The organism is Paenibacillus lacisediminis, assembly GCF_046567315.2.
Genome location: NZ_JBKIAX020000001.1, coordinates 551,009 through 565,733, shown reverse-complemented (window position 1 = coordinate 565,733; position 14,725 = coordinate 551,009). Strand labels below are relative to the sequence as shown.

Below are 14,725 nucleotides of genomic sequence, written 5' to 3'. Positions count from 1 at the left end.
GAATACATACATGGGTAAATTATACAACAAAAGGTGCTGGATTTTCATCCAACACCTTGTTGCTGTGCGTGTAAAGGGTTACAAAAGAAATGGTTATTCATCCACTATTCATTAGCGATTAGCGGCAATGGTTATCTAGTTTAGTGCACTGCCTCCAACGGCAAAGTCTCTTTTAGACCCAGCGTTCGGGCTGCGAAAGCATGAATCTCGCGAATAAGCTCCGGGTTGTTCGATAGCGACGCACCATAAGAAGGAATCATGGCTTTAATCTTCGGCTCCCATGCATGGATATGTTCCGGGAAGCATTTTTGCATGACCTCGAGCATGACGGAAACGGCGGTAGAAGCCCCAGGAGATGCCCCGAGCAATGCGGCAATGGAGCCATCGGCGGCGCTGATCACTTCCGTACCGAATTGAAGCGTGCCTCTGCCTCCTGCAGCTGTATCTTTAATAATTTGCACGCGCTGACCGGCCACCAGCACATCCCAATCTTCGCTTTTCGCGTTTGGAACGAATTCCCGCAAAGCTTCCATACGTTTTTCCTTTGATAACATCACCTGCTTGATCAGGTAGGTGGTCAAGGAAGCGTTTTTTGCGCCCGCCGCCAGCATCGTTACAAGATTATGCGGTTTGACGGAAGTGATCAAATCCAACATGGAACCGAACTTCAAAAACTTAGGCGTGAAGCCGGCAAACGGTCCAAACAGCAGCGATTCTTTGTTGTCAATAAATCTGGTGTCAAGATGCGGCACAGACATCGGCGGAGCGCCAACCGGAGCTTGGCCGTATACTTTGGCATGATGCTGCGCGACAATTTCCGGGTTTTGACACACCAAAAACAGTCCGCTTACCGGGAATCCTCCAATTCCCTTTCCTTCGGGAATACCGGACTTTTGCAGGAGATGAAGGCTTCCTCCCCCGCCGCCGATGAAGACGAATTTCGCTGTATGGCGTTCCACAGCACCGCTTTCGACATTCCGTATTTTCACTTCCCACGAGCCGTCAGCGGAACGTTTAATATCTTCCACATGGCGGTTGTAGTGGATACCGACGTTTTTATGCTTTAAGTGTTCAAACAATATGCGCGTTAATGCGCCGAAATTGACATCCGTTCCGGCTTCGCTTCTTGTCGCCGCAATGGGTTGATTGGCCATCCGGTTTTTCATCATTAGCGGAATCCATTCCTTTAGCTGGTCCGAATCGTCGGAAAACTCCATCCCATGGAATAGCGGATGATTTGAAAGCGCTTCATAACGTTTTCTCAAAAAGGTGACGTCTTTTTCCCCTTGCACAAAACTCATATGAGGCACTGGCACAATAAAATCTTTCGGATTGCGAATCAGCTTGCTGTTTACGAGATAAGACCAGAACTGTTTGGAGACCTGAAACTCTTCATTCACTTTGATCGCTTTGCTAATATCAATAGACCCGTCCGGCTTCTCGACGGTATAATTGAGCTCGCACAAGGAGGAATGCCCCGTCCCCGCGTTGTTCCATTCGTTGGAGCTTTCCTCTCCCGCTATGGCGCGCCGCTCGAAAACTGTAATTTCCCAGTTTGGCGCTAATTCTTTCAGCAGTGACCCCAAGGTCGCACTCATGATTCCGGCACCGATCAAGATAACGTCTGTTTTCGTTTGTCCGTTGCTCATTTTATCAGTCCTTATTACCTAAGATTTGCAGAAGGAAGCAGGCGCTCCTGCTTAGTCGCTGCAGCAAGCCAGGAAGTAATTTAGATACATAATTATTTTTGCAGTTAATTATATCATAGTGCATCCCTGCAAAAATGGACAAAAAATATTATTTATCCGGATCATAAAGGATAGTTATAGGGTGCTTTTGTGGTCACTAGAGGACTGGAGCGTTAAGTGCAGTGTGTTAGCAAGGGCCGTCTTGTCATCCCCTCAAAAGGCCTTTATTTCCCAATTCCATGGCTTTCCAATAAATTCTTTTAAACTCTTGAATATTTAATTTATAATTATTTCCGGCTAATTTTCCGTTGTACGCTTGCAAGAGATCATATAATCCTAAATGAAACCATTCCCACAACATAGATTTGAAATTATATGCTACCATAAGTTCCTGCAGAGAATTTCTAATACGGATTACTTCATCTCTATTAACTCCACAATCTTCAAGTATTTTAAATATGCTTTCCCGATCTTCTTCGCTAAATTCTGTATCTAAAAACTCTTCCAATACTAACCCCCAAACATCGACTCTTTTTACGATGGGTATATTATGGTTTTGAGCGAATATTTCTAGTTGTTCTTTATAAGGAGCTATGACAAATAAAACTTCCCCTTCTAAAGTCCGAATCTCAGGCGGAAATTGATTCAGTAAAACCTCTTTAATTTTATCCTTATGTATGACTCCATTTGGGTAAATAGATGCTGCAGTAAATGGATAATCGATAAATTCAACAATGTCTTTATGAAATTTAATCATTTTTCTCCTATTCTTTTCCGCTATTGCCCAGTGTTATGGTTGACAACCAACATAAATCAACTTAAACAATATCCAGCCCAATGCTTAATTTTGATTTCTTCATGTCTCACCCTTGACTTGTTTAAATTCCAATATTTCCATGCTTTCTCTCAAAAAATCTTAATCGCGAAACTGATAAAATAGGCAGCAGGTATTAATAAAAATTGTGCAAGTAAGGTTCCGAAAAACCTCGAAATCATGAGCAACAAATAGATTTTCCCTAATTTCTCTTTGTAGATCGCATTATTGCAAGCCTTATCCGTAATTAATCCTATCTGTGGGTCTATAAAAATCGTCAACAATATCGTTGCAATACCGTTAATTAGTCCAGATGATTGTGAGGCGGATGTGCCCAATTCTGGGACCAAATACGCTGCATAAAGCGAAGATAAAACACCAACCGTATAAATAGCCGTTACCAAGACATTCAAAAGTATAAATCTCTTTGGAATCCCTAGATACCGGAACCCTGAAAGCTGAAAAGAAGGTTTTTGAACATAATGCCTTGTGTTCATTAATTGACCAATTGTTACACTTGAAATCAACTTTGGTAAAGACCCTGCAACTTCAAACCTAGATATAACTCGCCCCCATAAGTTAACAAGTGTAGGGAAAAGGAGAATGCCTAATATTGTGCCAAAAGATGAGGCAACTATGATAATCCTTAGATACTCTAAAACATCAAAATTCAAGGCAACCTTGCCATAGTCTATAAACTTTGCCGTCATTGGTGCTTGTATTAGATTAGCTGTCCGGGAGATCAGAACAGTAATCCCCAATAATGAAAGTGCCACGGCAAGTTTATTTATTTTAACCCCAGCTAAACGTAACGCGTAAGATGAAGTTTCAACCATATGTATAATCATAGTTAGTACAAAAACAGCAATTAAGTTATGTACCATGGTACTTCTCCTTTTTAGAGGACATCATTGCATTCCCAGGAGTGTAATATCTCATGGTTCTTTCTTAACAATGATGAACGAAGTTTATTTTTTTCTTTTAATTCTTGAAACAATAATAGTATTCTTTTTCAAGTTTATCCCAACTTTTAAAATCTGTTTCAGGTGCATTTACACACCATAAATACCCATTTGTCTCCCCAGTTCTCTCATCATTCCAATCACCGATTAAAGGCCTTTTCCAATCGTCACCAAAAACAGACCCTAATGTTCTTGTTCCTATGTAGGTATCAGCTTTGTTAAAGATTTCTAACCCCCCGTCTACTCTATCAATTATCAATCTGCCACATTCAGTACATTGATAAACTATTCTTGTAAATTCGATATTCTACGAATTCTCATTGCAGCGTGCTCTTTATCCATCTCTGTCGGACCTGACTTTTCGATTGCAAAGTCAATTGCATCACAAAAATCAAACCAGTCTTGATCAGATATCAAATACCCTTTGTATGATAAATAGTCTGTTGAGTCAACGATGACTCCACCACATTCACATTGTATCTTCAAGAATTTCTTCCTTTCATTTCAAGGTAGTTTCAAAAAGTTTTTTTGAATAAATCTTTCTTGATTTCTGTTAACTCCATAGGAATTCACTCCATATTTTCATTTGCGGTGATTTCACCTAACGTTCTGATGTTCACGATCCCCCAGCCTTAGAGCTTATCTTGACTGGGTCATTTTTTGACTAAGCCTCTTTCGTGTCTTCTTTGATTAACCACGGCTCTGTTTTTTGAAATTCATGTAAACCAAGGGACGACCTTAGTCGTCCCCCCACGTGATTTCAATGTTTGATGATGTTCATGCCATCCCCGAACTTACACATATTTATATTTTGCGATCACTTCTCCCCACGGAGCCAATCCATCTTCTGTGAATCCTGCCTTTGAATACAATCTTCTTGCTCTCTCATTCTCGGGTTTATATCCCAAAATCAGTACATCCGTTCTATCTTGGCGGTTTCTTATCTCTTCAATTATCTTACGAACGGCCATGAATCCATATCCCTTACCTTGAAAGTGTTGATCGATCATAAAACGGTACATCCAATAATTGTTATCATCCGGATCAATTCCATATAGCGTATACCCAATCATTGTCTCGTACTTATATATAGCCATGCTCGAAAACCCGTGCAAAAACTGTGCTTCAGCAATTGAATACACATTGGGTGCTATAAATTGTTGTTGCTCTTTTTCCGGTTTTAATGCTGCACATTCTTCCCAATTATCTTTGTTAATTCTTTGTAATCTAATCATCGGAACCCTCCAATTTGTAGAGAGACCCGATCTAGGCTCTCTACCTAATATAATGCCTTCACCGACAAGTCCATTAAAATACACTGGTTATTTCTCATACCACATCACACCTTTCAAAAGTTTTAACCTACTATAACGGTATCGCAAAAACAACCCAGCCCTAGATTGCCCCTATCTTAGGCTGGATCGAAACAACTAAGTACTTTAACTTTAAAATTATCATATCATAAATTGGAATTGATGTTACTTTTTGCTTCACCATTTCTTCTTTTGCTCAATAAATTCTTCTTTAATTTCGTCTTCCGGATCCCAAATTGACCAAGCTGCTTCTAATAAATTCCCTTCATTATCTCTAAAATAAAAATATTTTGCTTCCCCAGCCCCTAGCGTATGTAAATCTTCAACCATTAATCCTTTGTCTTTTAGCAACTTATGGGTATATTCAATATCTGGGCAATTAATCGCCATGATAGGAAATGGTTTCCCATTTCTCATGATTTCCAACGATTTCTTGTCATCGGTTTCTATAAGTAATAATGCAATTGAGTTTTTATGCGGGTGATGTAATACTGCAACAAATGAGCCTCGATCTTGAAACTTATTCATGAGTTTAAATTCTAGGTTCTCGGTGTACCATGCGATGGATTCATCAATTTGGGTTGTTGGAACATAAACGTAGCCAATACGTGAAAAGGCAAACTTTTGGTTCATTGGAAGCACTCCTTGTTTTTTTATGGTACGTCCCCGCCTACTTCCGGTTTCACTCCAGAAATTCTTCACTTAAATAAATATTGTTTTGGACGATTTTTTTCACTCGTTTCATTGTGCTTGGACCCTTAGGAAGATCGGCAACTCGATATAATAAAATCCAACGCAAACAAGCAATTGCTTCAAAAATCCGCAAGTCATCCGCAGCAGGGTCATCTGTTAACCCTAAAAATGCTGAATGATATATTTCTCCATACCTCTCGCCAGCGTAAATCTTCATTAAGAATACTGACCATGCGATATCGTATCTAGGATCACCAAGTTGTCCATTGGTCCAATCGATTATTGTATAGCGCCCCTGTTCCTCTACGATATTCCCTAAGTTATAGTCGCCATGTATTAAACTGTTTTGGCCAAGCTCTGTCATATTAATAACGTTCATCAATGTACGGTTTAAATCTTCGTGCATTTCTATCGAAGGAAAAAAGTATTGAATAAAATCATACCTTGGAATTAATAACGAGGCGCGGTCATCCAAACGAAATTTATGCACCTCGGCTAACATTCGTGCTAGATTCTTAAGTTTGTTTTTGTTTATTTTGGAGACTGGCGTGCCATCATAACTGGTCAGCAAAACTTGATTGTTATCTACGTCAACGCCCCAACCAAAAGGCTTTGAGACACTTATACCTCTATTGTATAGTTCCGATAGGAGTTTGTGTTGGTTCTCAATATTAGGTTTAGAACTTTTATTCCATATCTTGAGAACATAAGATCTATTACCTGATTCCACTTTTACAACATCCGCTTCAAGCCCTGGTGATAAAGGAATCACTTCGTACGCTTGTGTTTTTAGGTTTAAAGTGTCTTGTTCCAGTTCAACCCAATGAATGTTGAGAGTATTTATAGTAGGTTCCCGCCTTTCATGGGATTTCTTTTCTCACTGAGACCACCTCCATGAAACGCCTCTGCAGTCCGAGAGTCAACGGCCCTCCGCGTAATCCAGTGTTATAAGAAGTCTGAGCCCTCCTCAATATCCCCACAAAATGTCTTTCGCTTTAAATTTTGATTGTTAAATTCTACTAAAAATTGTTCTTTATAATTTATACAATATTCAATTTGTTCTCTAAAACTCCTCCAAGTTATCATATTCAATGCCTCTTCAATTGTAAAAAATCCAATCTCTAGGCTTTCATTCGATGTTCTAAACGTTCCCCCAATGGGTCTTCCCAAAAATAAGGTGTTACAAACGGATTCCTTAACATTCTGAAATAACCCGCAAAATTTCACGATTTCTATATCTATTCCAGTCTCTTCTTTAGTTTCCCGTACGACTGCGGAGGATAATGATTCTCCCTCTTCAACTCGACCACCAGGAATTTCCCAGCCTCGCTTTGGACCATAAATTAACAAAATTTCATGATGGTCATTTATCACAACCGCAGCTGCGGTCACTGTATGCTTTGGAGAATTTTCCACTTAATTGTTCCTTTCTTTAATGTATTAGTATTGATTTGGCTGACTACGCTAGGTTCTCAGTGTACATTTCGACAATATAGCCTACATTACATACTAAATCAAAGACGCAAAATCTTAATAGAATTAGGCCTCGATATTTGATAAAATAGTTCTATCAAGATTTAAAGTGCGTGTTCAAAAAGGTCGGTTTTCAGCACCGAGAAGGTTGGATGAAGCTGGGACCGAGGAGCGGAGCGTACGTTTTGGGTACGTGAGCACCGAAGGGCCCGGTTGAATTCAAGATTCGATGCCGATTAACTTCTTGAATTTACTTCGTGATCAAAAGCGGACTTTTTAAACAACCTCTTAAAGGAGCGGAACTTATGGACAATGAATTAACAGAGTTGCTGCGGTCCGTTATTAAAGAAGAATTAACACCGGTTAACGAGCGAATGGATCGATTTGATCAACGTTTCGATCGGATAGATGAACGTTTTGAACAGGTGGATCAACGCTTGGATCGTCTAGAAAATGAACAGCAAGTCATGAAACAAGATCAGGAACTGATTAAACGTGCAGTGCTGGAAACCAATGATCGACTCAAGAATGTGGAATCCATTCTGGAGAATCAGCATAAAATCATCGAATTGCTTTCCGCACGCTCCATCCAGCAGGAAGCTGAACTGAAAAGAATCAAGTAAACGATCCGGTGCCGGCGCATCGGATTTTTTTCTTCTTTTCGCCATTTCATCTTTTCACCAAATCCGGTGGTTGTCATTCACATCTGCTGCAAAATGCAAGAAGACGGCCATCGCCGTCTCCTTAATTGTCATCATATCTATCTCGATTACTGCTCCACGCAGTTGGCTCGAGCTTTATGTCCGCCGAAAATCCACCCGAAACGCTGCCGCTTCGATCCACACGCCCCTCGTAAAATCCCGGCCCCTCACACTTACGTGGTTCTTGTAAACTTCCACATAGTAGCCTTGGCTGCCGTCCTTATGTTCATCCTCATCGGTCCACAGGTAAGCGACGGAAGCCGCGTTAAACATGGCCGGCAGCTCACCTTGCCCGGGAAAATAATTGTTGGGCGCCTCCAGCTCCCAATGGGTATGCCCCGTGAACAGAATCGTCTGCGGATGCCGCGCCAAAACGGCCCGCAGCTCGGCGTCCTGGACGACACCGTACCACTTTTGCTCCTCGTAAGAGCCGGCGACCGTGTTCTTCAGCGGCTGATGCAGAAATAGGAACACAGGCCGGTCCGCCGCGGCATTTTCCCCCAGCTTGGCGTCCAGCCAGGCCATCTGCTGCTCGGACAGCGAGCAGCAGATCTCCAAACCTTCCTCGGTCCCCAGAAATATAAAATGATAACCGTTAATCCAATGATCATGATAGGCCGATTCCGTCCCCGTCTCGTACAGGAAACGGCTTAAACGCTCATCCCAATTTCCCAAGCCCACATCGTGATTGCCCATAGTCATGTACAGCGGCGGTAAAGAGTCCCCATGTTGGCGCCAAATTCGTTTCCATTCCTCGTATTCTTCCGGGAAACCATGGTCGGTCACATCACCGGCGTGCATCACCCCGGCGCTCCCGGCCCCGTGAGTTGCAATGTCCTGCAGCGCCTTCTCCAGGTTCACGTTATAGGTATGCCGGGCATCCGCCCGAACATGCGTGTCGGTAATCACCTGAAAAGCGAGCAGAATATTGTCGTCCCGCCGCTCGCTGCTCCCGTTCGCCATAGCTGTATTTGCCATGCCCATCATCCTCCCTTGCCGCTCATATTTAAACCGATGACCCCGATCACGATCAGGCCGATCCATAGCATCGAGGACAGCGATAACTTTTCCTGAAACACAAATCCTCCCACCAAGGAGATCAGCACGATGCCAACCCCCGACCATATCGCATAAACGGTACTGACCTTCATATACCCCAGCGCAAAATTGAGACAAGTAAAGCTCGCCCCGTAAAAAGCGAACATCAGCACCGAAGGACCCCAGCGGGAAAAGCTATCCGACAGCTTCATCGACACCGTGCCGGACAACTCCAGCACAATGGCCAAAGCCAGGAATAACCAGCCCATTTCTTTTCCACCTTCCGTTTACTGGCCTTTCCGAATGGCAAGCTCATCATAAGAGGCAATCACGATATCCGCCTGCGGAAACCCGTTTTTGCCCGCTATGCCCTCCGCACCCAAACCGATTGCCGCAGCCGCACCGGCTGAGCGGGCCATCTGCATATCCCCGTCCGTATCGCCGATCACGGCCGTGCGCGCAACATCCACCGCGATTTGCTGGCAGGCGGACTCCACCATATCGGGAAACGGCTTTCCCCGGTTGACCCGATCGGCTCCCAAGCATATCGAAAAAAAACGGCGAATCCCCAGCCACTCCAAATGCTCCTCCGCCGCGCTCGTCTCATCGGACGTGACGATCCCCAGCTTGATTCCGCTGCGCTCGCATTGCTCAAGAAAGGGGAGCACTCCTGGGATTAGCCTGGCCGTCCGGGATTGCTTCAAACCGGCATCCGCCGCAAGGCGGCATGTCCCCGCCAGCATCCAAGCCTCCGCCCAGGATAAACCAAGCCTGTAGCCCTCCCAGGCTAACAGTGTCAGCAGATCATCAACCGTTCCCATCGATAAAGGACTATTCCGGTCATAACCGGCAAATTCCCCTGCTTCGTTATAACGCATGCCCCACATCTCCAGAAGGTTGGCGGGAAGAGCCGGCAGCCGGCGCCCCTTAATCTCTGCGGAGAAACAGGCGAGCAGCAGCTCGCCCCATTTTCCCCAGGTATAAACAAAATCAAGCAATGTGCCATCCTTATCAAACAAAATCGCCTGGATCTCAAACTCCCGGTCGTGTACAATCAATTGACCCAAGGGAGCCTCCTTATTTGCCCATCCGGTCAAGTTCACGCTGCGCCGTCTCCTTCGCTTCCTTAAGCGCCTCGGCGGCAGGCACGTTGCTGATCTGCACCTTATCCGCGGCAATTTTAAGCGCATCGGTAATTTTGCCGCCCGTAGGATCCTGGAACGGCTTCGAGCCGTGCGTTGCCTGCTTGAGCGGCACGGTGGCCTGCGGATTTTTCTCGCTGAAAGCGACGAATTCCGGGTTATCCAGGGCCGATTGGCGAACCGCAATATAACCGGTGTTCATCGACCAGAAAGCGGTATTTTCCGCGCTCATAAAGAAGTTGTACCATTTCATCGCCGCCTGCTGTTGCTCCGGGCTGGCCGCTGCCGGAATCCCGGCCATAATCGCCTCGGCGACCGGCTTGCCTTCGCCTGCGCCTTCCCAGCCCGGCTGCTCCATTGCCGCCACGATGTTAAAGTCCAGGTCGCCCTGGTCGCCGCTGGAGCCGGTGTATCCGGCCGCTTGTCCCTTCATGACATCGTCGATCGTTTTGTACCAGTACTCCCAGCCTTGGCCGCCGGAGTGGATGCGCATGATTTTGTCCTCGTGGATCCATTTGCGGAACAACTCCCACGTTTCCACCCATTCCGGGGAATCGATCAGCACCGTTTTGCCGTCATCGCTCAAAATTTTGCCGCCTTTGCTATATACCGCGTCGATCATATTGCCAGCGCCCCACATCGGTTCCCAGCCGTAAAATACGGTTTTGCCGCCTTCTTTCACGGTCATTTTCGCGGCCGCATCAGCCAGTGCTTCCCAGGTCGTCAAATCTTCCGCTTTGATTCCCTGCTTCTCCAGCGCATCCTTCCGGTAATACATCACCTGCGTCGTTCCGTACATCGGCAGGAAAAACTGCTTGCCGTCCACCTTCCCCTGTTCGAGGAACGTCTGCACCACATCGTCCTGATTAAAATCCGGCATTCCGGCGATCAGCTCATCAAGTGGAGCGTAGTACCCTTTGCGCGCCCAGTCCACATTGGAGGACAGCACCGCAGCGGGTACGGTCTTCGATGCGATGGCCGCCTGCAGCTTTTTTTCCGTTTCGCTGTAATCCGCCTGTACGACCGGCTTAACGATAACCTCCTGCTGAGAACTATTGAATTTATCGATTAAAACCTGCATGTTTTCGCCCAGCTTCCCGCCGAGTCCATACCAGAACTCGATCGTTACCGGCTCCGCAGGGGCCTGCGTTCCCGTCTTCTCCCCATTTCCTCCGGAAGCGGCCTGAGCCGGGTCAGCCGAGTTGCCTGCCGCGCCGGAGCCTCCCCCGCATGCGCTGATCAGCAGGAATGTGCATGTCATCAAAATTCCGAAAAATGATTTCTTTAAATTTGGCATTTCATACCCTCCACGTTTGGTTTTCATTTCATTAACCCTTACTTGCACCTGCGGACAAATTGACGCTTTGCATGATCGTTTTCTGGGTCAGCGCAAACAACGCGAGCAAAGGAGCGATCGTGAAGGCGCTGGCAGCCATAATCAGCGGCCATTTCAGCCCGTAAGCACCCCCCTCCACGAAAAAACTGCGCAGCCCGGCCGAAACCAGCCGTAAATTGTCGCTTTTGGTGATCAGCATCGGCCAGAAATAATTGTTATATTGATCGATGAAGGTAATGAGCCCCAGTACCGCAAAAGAAGAGCGGGCCAGCGGCAGCAGGATCGTCCACAAAATCCGGAAATGAGAAGCTCCGTCGATTTGCCCGGCCTCCACCATTTCATGCGAGACCTGCAGAAAGGCTTGTCGGATCAGGAAAATCGAAAACACGCTCACACAGTTGGAGAAGATCAGCCCGGCGTAGGAATCCAGCATCCCCAGCTTGCCCAGCAAGATATAACCTGGCAGGTAAACCGCCGTACTCGGCACCATATATCCGACCAGCACCACTGCGGTAAAAAATCCTTTCAGGCGGAATTTCATATGCGTCAAGGCGTAAGCCATCATCCCGGAATTAATGACCTGCAGCACGACAATGGAAATCGCCACAAAAATGCTGTTGACCATATAACGTTCAAACGGAGCCGCAGCCCATGCCTCGGCAAACTGCCCCCATTTGGGACTTTGCGGCCATAATGTCGGCGGAAACTGCCAGATCTCGTCATTGCTTTTGAGCGCGCTGGTCACCATCCAGTAAAACGGAAACGCCATCAGCAGCGATGCCGCCGCAACCAGTAAGTAGCGAAGCGCACTCCCCATCTTTTTAAAACCTTGCATCAATATGCTCGCTCTCCTTCCCAAGGACAATTAAGTATAATGAACCGTGCGCCGTCCAACCCAGAACGAAAGCAGTGACAGGGTCACGCATGAGACGACCAGCGTAATGGCCACCGACGATGCCTCTCCGATTTGAAACGACTCAAAAGCGGATTGGTAGTAGAGGTACAGCAGCGTTCTGGTGGATCCTGCCGGTCCGCCCTGGGTAAGCACATTAATTTGGTCATATGCCTGCAGCGACTGGATGACCTGAACGACGACCAGAAAAAAGGTCGTGGGCGAGATCAGCGGCAGCGTTACGCGCACAAATTTGTTCCAGCGGTTTGCTCCATCCAACTCGGCGGCTTCCAGCAAATCGGAAGGCACATTCCTGAGCGCGACGAGGTAAAATATCATCCCCCAGCCGGCCGATTTCCAGATGGTGACGAGGAGAATACCAACGAGCGCCCAGTTCGGGTCCTCCAGCCAGCGGATTCCTTCGAGGCCAACCGCCTTCAGCAGACTGTTCGCTAGTCCGACCTCGGGTTCATAGATCCAGGACCAGACGATCGACACGGCCACTGTCGGAGTCACCCACGGCGAGAACATCAGCATCCGGTAGAAAGATCCGCCTTTCATGTTCCGGTTCAGCAGCAGCGCCAGGCCAAGTCCGAGCACGACCACAGGAAGTACACTGCCCGCACAAAACAGCACGGTAACGCGCAGTGACTGATAAAATGCCGGATTGGCGAACAAATCGCGGTAGTTTTGCAATCCGACGAAAAGCTTGTCCGGGCTCATGAAATCCCATTCCATAAAACTGAGATAGATGATAAACCCAAGCGGATAAAACCAAAACAACGCCAGCGGAACCATGGCGGGAAGCGTGAAAAGCAGCGCCCGGAAGTCTTCCGCTAATTGAGAACGTTTCATGAGTCCTCCTTTTTTCACTGTTCAATTTTTTTTGAATTTTTGCTATAATTGGTTGTAAAATAGTTTTATTCACGCTCTGTTCAATAAATATTGTACGTTCAAAGTTTGGGTAAAGGGTTATCTCTGCGTGAAGCGATGATTAATTTTATGTAAAATTTCGAGGCAGGTGTCATGGTGAAAAAGCCAACTTCGGGGAAAATGAGCGATCCGCTAAACTTTCGGGAAGAGCTGCGGGCTAAAGTAATCGATGCGATCGCCCAAACGATGGACTTGTACGGGGTTAATTACTCTTACGGTCAGCTTTACGGGATCATGTTTTTTGAAGACCGGCCGATGACGCTGGAGGAAATGCAGCAGAGCATGAATATGAGCAAAAGCAATATGAGTTATGCGGTCCGTTCCTTGATCGAATCCAAAATGGTGGCGAAGCTGGACGAAAAGGAGGCGCGCAAGGATCTTTACGCTGCGGAAACGGATTTTTTCAAGGCGTTCCAGGCGTTTTTCGCCACCAAGCTGCAGCGGGAAATCGACGTCATGGTTGAGGCGCTGGAAGCGGTAATCCCGCCCCTGTCCGAAACGATTCTCGATATTTCCACTTCCGAGGAGGAGCGCAAGCTTTGCCTGCAGGATTTGCATAAACTTAAGCATGCCGTGAGCTATTACGAATGGCTGCAGCAATTTGTAAACCGTCTGCAAAGCGGACAATACTTTGAAAGCCATGCCCCCTCCTCGCAGGAAGGATGAAAATGACTTTCCATAGCCAAGCTATTCAATTCACGAAACAACCCAGCCCTTTACAGATCTTATCTTTGGCTGGGTTGTTTGTTATATTTTGATCTGCTGAAATGCCCATCCGCCCCCGCTTCTAGCCATACCAATGCGGGTCGAATTCCAAATTTAATAGTTGTCCGAATCTTTTTCCGAATTCTATAAATTTTTTTCTTCATCATCATCGAATAATCATCCTCACTAAATACGCATAACGTCCCCGCATTTTCACTTATTTGGAAGTTTGTAAGTCTAAGTTTTGAATTGTTTCTAAAAAGTTGTTGTCAGTAAACACCTTATAATTGGTATGGCCTGATTTCTTAAGTATAACTATGTACTTCATATCTTTCGAAACTTCAAAACCAAGGTTTTCATTTTTAAGATATATTCTTACTGCATATTCCGTGTCAGAAGAAATGTCTTTCACCCTTTTTAATTCAACACTTGATAAATCGGCAAAGATTTTTTCAACCATCTCTTTATCTTTAATGGATATTCTTGCATGGTCTGAATATCTCTCCATAGAAATTTTCACTGTGTCATCTGTGCGTACTTTATCTAAAATTTCCGTTTGCATTGAAGTGTATTTCGTTTTCTCCAGTAAAAACAAGATTCCAATAATCACTACTATTACTGAGAGAAAAAAAACCGCCATTCTTTTCAATATTGCCCTCCTCGAAACATCTTCTAATGACTCCATCCATATTCCTGTCTCGTATTGGTTGCCGGAAATCATATGGCTTATCTGCGGACAGGGGCCGTGGATCACTTTGTTCTATATTAGTCTTGTGCTCAGTACCATCCCCATAAAATAGAGGAACTTTTGGGTCTTATTTTCCGAATTTGAGCCTATTCATCATCATAGGGGAAATTTTGGGTCTTATTTTTCGATGAACAGGTCGAAAGGCGGTCTTTCGCCATTAAATCGTGAACATAGCGCCATAAAATTCCTCTATTTCACGCAACGTGAGGGATATCGCTGAAATAGCGCCCTTTTTTTCCTTTATGTTGTCACCGAGATCTTCAATAGACTAATTTTGCCGTTTTCTC

At 45.5% G+C, this 14,725-nt stretch carries 16 protein-coding genes; 2 read left to right on the top strand and 14 right to left on the bottom strand.

The window, feature by feature from the left end; all coding sequences use genetic code 11:
• Positions 1–140: 140 nt before the first annotated feature.
• From ACLD72_RS02400 to ACLD72_RS02370, 7 genes are all read right to left on the bottom strand, one after another.
• A complete protein-coding gene (locus tag ACLD72_RS02400) occupies positions 141–1,649 on the bottom strand; it encodes a malate:quinone oxidoreductase (RefSeq protein WP_410998175.1) in 1,509 nt (502 codons plus the stop codon).
• A 244-nt stretch (positions 1,650–1,893) separates the two neighbouring features.
• Positions 1,894–2,445 (bottom strand): hypothetical protein, encoded by a 552-nt coding sequence (locus ACLD72_RS02395; protein ID WP_410998177.1) that lies wholly within the window; start codon positions 2,443–2,445, stop codon positions 1,894–1,896.
• Between the two features lie 149 nt (positions 2,446–2,594).
• Positions 2,595–3,386 carry a lipid II flippase Amj family protein gene (locus ACLD72_RS02390; protein WP_410998179.1) on the bottom strand — a complete coding sequence of 264 codons (792 nt, stop codon included), beginning with the start codon at positions 3,384–3,386 and terminating at the stop codon, positions 2,595–2,597.
• 872 nt (positions 3,387–4,258) lie between these two features.
• Positions 4,259–4,699 (bottom strand): GNAT family N-acetyltransferase, encoded by a 441-nt coding sequence (locus ACLD72_RS02385; protein ID WP_410998185.1) that lies wholly within the window; start codon positions 4,697–4,699, stop codon positions 4,259–4,261.
• Positions 4,700–4,954: 255 nt separating this feature from the next.
• Entirely contained in the window at positions 4,955–5,410 is a 456-nt protein-coding gene (locus ACLD72_RS02380) for a VOC family protein (protein ID WP_410998187.1), read from the bottom strand.
• Positions 5,411–5,459: 49 nt separating this feature from the next.
• Complete coding sequence (locus ACLD72_RS02375; protein ID WP_410998189.1) at positions 5,460–6,242, bottom strand: aminoglycoside phosphotransferase family protein; 783 nt, start codon at positions 6,240–6,242, stop codon at positions 5,460–5,462.
• A gap of 173 nt (positions 6,243–6,415) precedes the next feature.
• Positions 6,416–6,886, bottom strand: coding sequence for an NUDIX hydrolase (locus tag ACLD72_RS02370; protein WP_410998191.1), 471 nt, complete (start codon positions 6,884–6,886; stop codon positions 6,416–6,418).
• Between the two features lie 362 nt (positions 6,887–7,248).
• On the opposite strand from ACLD72_RS02370, the gene ACLD72_RS02365 reads away from it, so the two are divergent.
• A complete protein-coding gene (locus ACLD72_RS02365; protein WP_410998193.1) occupies positions 7,249–7,566 on the top strand; it encodes a hypothetical protein in 318 nt (105 codons plus the stop codon).
• A gap of 174 nt (positions 7,567–7,740) precedes the next feature.
• On the opposite strand, the gene ACLD72_RS02360 is transcribed toward ACLD72_RS02365, so the two are convergent.
• From ACLD72_RS02360 to ACLD72_RS02335, 6 genes are read right to left on the bottom strand one after another with little or no spacing between them, the layout of a single operon-like run.
• Entirely contained in the window at positions 7,741–8,622 is an 882-nt protein-coding gene (locus tag ACLD72_RS02360) for a metallophosphoesterase family protein (protein ID WP_410998194.1), read from the bottom strand.
• A gap of 5 nt (positions 8,623–8,627) precedes the next feature.
• Positions 8,628–8,951, bottom strand: coding sequence for a DMT family transporter (locus ACLD72_RS02355; RefSeq protein ID WP_410998196.1), 324 nt, complete (start codon positions 8,949–8,951; stop codon positions 8,628–8,630).
• Between the two features lie 18 nt (positions 8,952–8,969).
• Positions 8,970–9,749: an HAD family hydrolase gene (locus tag ACLD72_RS02350; RefSeq protein WP_458475513.1), complete on the bottom strand. Its 780-nt coding sequence runs from the start codon at positions 9,747–9,749 to the stop codon at positions 8,970–8,972.
• A gap of 10 nt (positions 9,750–9,759) precedes the next feature.
• The gene (locus ACLD72_RS02345; protein WP_410998198.1) at positions 9,760–11,121 is read right to left on the bottom strand and encodes an ABC transporter substrate-binding protein; all 1,362 of its coding nucleotides are present in this window, start codon (positions 11,119–11,121) and stop codon (positions 9,760–9,762) included.
• Positions 11,122–11,152: 31 nt separating this feature from the next.
• The gene (locus ACLD72_RS02340) at positions 11,153–11,995 is read right to left on the bottom strand and encodes a carbohydrate ABC transporter permease (protein WP_410998362.1); all 843 of its coding nucleotides are present in this window, start codon (positions 11,993–11,995) and stop codon (positions 11,153–11,155) included.
• A 30-nt stretch (positions 11,996–12,025) separates the two neighbouring features.
• Positions 12,026–12,907, bottom strand: coding sequence for a carbohydrate ABC transporter permease (locus ACLD72_RS02335; RefSeq protein WP_410998199.1), 882 nt, complete (start codon positions 12,905–12,907; stop codon positions 12,026–12,028).
• 171 nt (positions 12,908–13,078) lie between these two features.
• Between ACLD72_RS02335 and ACLD72_RS02330 the strand changes: the two genes are divergently transcribed.
• The gene (locus ACLD72_RS02330) at positions 13,079–13,651 is read left to right on the top strand and encodes a GbsR/MarR family transcriptional regulator (RefSeq protein WP_410998200.1); all 573 of its coding nucleotides are present in this window, start codon (positions 13,079–13,081) and stop codon (positions 13,649–13,651) included.
• Between the two features lie 256 nt (positions 13,652–13,907).
• On the opposite strand, the gene ACLD72_RS02325 is transcribed toward ACLD72_RS02330, so the two are convergent.
• On the bottom strand, positions 13,908–14,339 hold the full coding sequence (locus tag ACLD72_RS02325; protein ID WP_410998204.1) for a hypothetical protein: 432 nt from the start codon (positions 14,337–14,339) through the stop codon (positions 13,908–13,910).
• Positions 14,340–14,725: the final 386 nt, after the last annotated feature.

Bases quoted from the DNA above. Each gene is read 5' to 3' on its own strand.
- ACLD72_RS02400 (WP_410998175.1), bottom strand. From the start codon at position 1,649: ATGAGCAACGGACAAACGAAAACAGACGTTATCTTGATCGGTGCCGGA.
- ACLD72_RS02345 (WP_410998198.1), bottom strand. From the start codon at position 11,121: ATGCCAAATTTAAAGAAATCATTTTTCGGAATTTTGATGACATGCACA.
- ACLD72_RS02385 (WP_410998185.1), bottom strand. From the start codon at position 4,699: ATGATTAGATTACAAAGAATTAACAAAGATAATTGGGAAGAATGTGCA.
- ACLD72_RS02395 (WP_410998177.1), bottom strand. From the start codon at position 2,445: ATGATTAAATTTCATAAAGACATTGTTGAATTTATCGATTATCCATTT.
- ACLD72_RS02355 (WP_410998196.1), bottom strand. From the start codon at position 8,951: ATGGGCTGGTTATTCCTGGCTTTGGCCATTGTGCTGGAGTTGTCCGGC.
- ACLD72_RS02335 (WP_410998199.1), bottom strand. From the start codon at position 12,907: ATGAAACGTTCTCAATTAGCGGAAGACTTCCGGGCGCTGCTTTTCACG.
- ACLD72_RS02365 (WP_410998193.1), top strand. From the start codon at position 7,249: ATGGACAATGAATTAACAGAGTTGCTGCGGTCCGTTATTAAAGAAGAA.
- ACLD72_RS02380 (WP_410998187.1), bottom strand. From the start codon at position 5,410: ATGAACCAAAAGTTTGCCTTTTCACGTATTGGCTACGTTTATGTTCCA.
- ACLD72_RS02360 (WP_410998194.1), bottom strand. From the start codon at position 8,622: ATGGCAAATACAGCTATGGCGAACGGGAGCAGCGAGCGGCGGGACGAC.
- ACLD72_RS02340 (WP_410998362.1), bottom strand. From the start codon at position 11,995: ATGCAAGGTTTTAAAAAGATGGGGAGTGCGCTTCGCTACTTACTGGTT.
- ACLD72_RS02330 (WP_410998200.1), top strand. From the start codon at position 13,079: ATGGTGAAAAAGCCAACTTCGGGGAAAATGAGCGATCCGCTAAACTTT.
- ACLD72_RS02390 (WP_410998179.1), bottom strand. From the start codon at position 3,386: ATGGTACATAACTTAATTGCTGTTTTTGTACTAACTATGATTATACAT.